The sequence below is a fragment of the Caloranaerobacter longqiensis genome, assembly GCF_050286925.1.
GTDB lineage: Bacteria > Bacillota > Clostridia > Tissierellales > Thermohalobacteraceae > Caloranaerobacter.
Window position 1 is genome coordinate 1 of sequence record NZ_JBFWFX010000049.1, and the last position, 2,010, is coordinate 2,010.

Genomic DNA, 2,010 nt, shown 5'->3' on the forward strand with positions numbered 1-2,010 from the left:
GAATTTGATAAAGTAAATGCAACTGTGCAATCATACTTGGGTATAATGAAACATTTTAATAGTTATAACTTGAGGAAGAAATTGTTTGATAATTTTGTATTAGTGAGAGGTAATGATATTAAAAACGAACCATAAAAAAAAGCAAAATATTTTGCGAAATAACGTGCGAAATTTTGCAAAATATTTTGCGAAGCTACAACCAACTGATGAAATATCAAAACCATAGGAGAAGCAAAAAAAGTCATAATAGAAAATACAATTAGAATATTATAAATTAATCTGTTTGATTTAACAAAGTTCATCCCTTCTACGAAATCGGCAACTATATTTTTATACCATCTTAATTTTTCATTTTTATTATTGCTATTAGGTATTTCTATAAACATCTCGCTTATAGCTGAAATAATAAACGATATTCCATTTAATATAAATGCTATTGGGCAACCAATCAACATAATCATGGTTCCACCAATTAAGGGCCCTAATATATTTGTAACACTGTTAGTAGATTTAATTAATGAGTTGGCTCTATTCAGTTCTGACTCGTCAACAATAGTAGGTATTGCAGAAAGTAATGCCGGTGTAAAAAATGACTTTGATACTCCTAAAAGAAATGTAATTATGCTTGCTTCTATCAAGGAGATATCCCCTGTTAATGCTTTTACCCCCAAATATAGTGACAAAAAACCACTAATATAATCTGAAAACACCAAGATAAACTTTTTTGAATATCTTTTACACACACTGCCAGCAATAGCTCCAAACATAATAACTGGAACTGCATTAAAAAATAAAATAATCCCTGTACTTGCAGTAGATTTAGTAACTTGTGTTATAAAATATATTATAGCTAAATAATATACCCAATTGCCTAATTGGGAAACAATTTTACCAAATAAAAGTAACATAAAATTTCTATTTTTTAATACACTATTTTTATTTGTAAACATTTGAAATATATATATCCTCCCTTGTATAATAAAGTTTGCAAAACACTTCAAAATAAAATAAAAATCATATCTAATAGTTTTCATCTACTCTTCCTACCTAGTAGCATGAAAACTTAAAAAACTTGTATATTGAAAAATAATTTGAGATAATTATTCTCGTAAACATATAGGGATTTTCGTTTTCCTCCTTGAGGTTTAAATCCTCCTAATTGAGAGTGATATCTCTGCTTTACGAGTTTTTACGAATAAGCTGGATGTTGATTAGTTAAATCTAATTCTTCGTATATCTAACAAGGCTGTAACTTGTAAAGATTAGAGTGTATATCTATCTGTAATTTTAATTGTGAGGTGTTTTGTATGATTATAGTAGGTATCGATATAGGTAAATTCAATCATGAAGCTACACTTATTGATATTCAGGGGAATACAATTGGTAAATCAATTAGATTCTCTAATTCTCATCAAGGTACAAATAAACTCCTTAAATTAATTCTAGAAGTATTAAAAATTATAAAATAATTCTGATACTTTGATGTAAAAATTTTCATATTTACTAAATACTTATAATGTTTTATTGGATCTATCAAACATGCTTCCAACATCAATATAAGTTAATAAGCTTTTTATTTGGCGGTCTTGGATACAGCATACTTCTCACCTCGTTTTTCTTTTTAGTAAATATAATAATTACTTCAATCCATTCAATTAATTATTTATTTAACTTTACATTAACATTTATTCTATTATTTGTCAATTATGTTTTTGTAGTGGTTTTATACTATTATTTACCATGAAAATTCCTTAAAATCTAGATACAATAGATTTTTGACATGCCTTAAAAATAGCCTTATTTAAAAAGCGTGGCGAATTATTCCGCCACGCTTTTCTCTTTATTCAGCAATATTTTTCTGTATTTGCTGCCAAATATCCAAATAAAATTCTTGATTTCCTGGATTATAATAATCAGGTATATTACCTAACCTCCATAATGAAATTCCACCTATTTTAAATTCTTTAGCCAAGTTTATTTTCTCTATAACACTTCTACTGTCCTCATACC

The 2,010-nt window shown here is 27.2% G+C and carries 2 protein-coding genes; one reads left to right on the forward strand and one right to left on the reverse strand.

Annotated features, from left to right (window positions below):
* Positions 1 to 62: 62 nt before the first annotated feature.
* Positions 63 to 1,034, reverse strand: coding sequence for an MFS transporter (locus tag AB4Y15_RS13880; protein ID WP_427340940.1), 972 nt, complete (start codon positions 1,032 to 1,034; stop codon positions 63 to 65).
* A gap of 273 nt (positions 1,035 to 1,307) precedes the next feature.
* On the opposite strand from AB4Y15_RS13880, the gene AB4Y15_RS13885 reads away from it, so the two are divergent.
* Positions 1,308 to 1,469 (forward strand): IS110 family transposase, encoded by a 162-nt coding sequence (locus AB4Y15_RS13885; RefSeq protein WP_427340941.1) that lies wholly within the window; start codon positions 1,308 to 1,310, stop codon positions 1,467 to 1,469.
* Positions 1,470 to 2,010 lie beyond the last annotated feature (541 nt).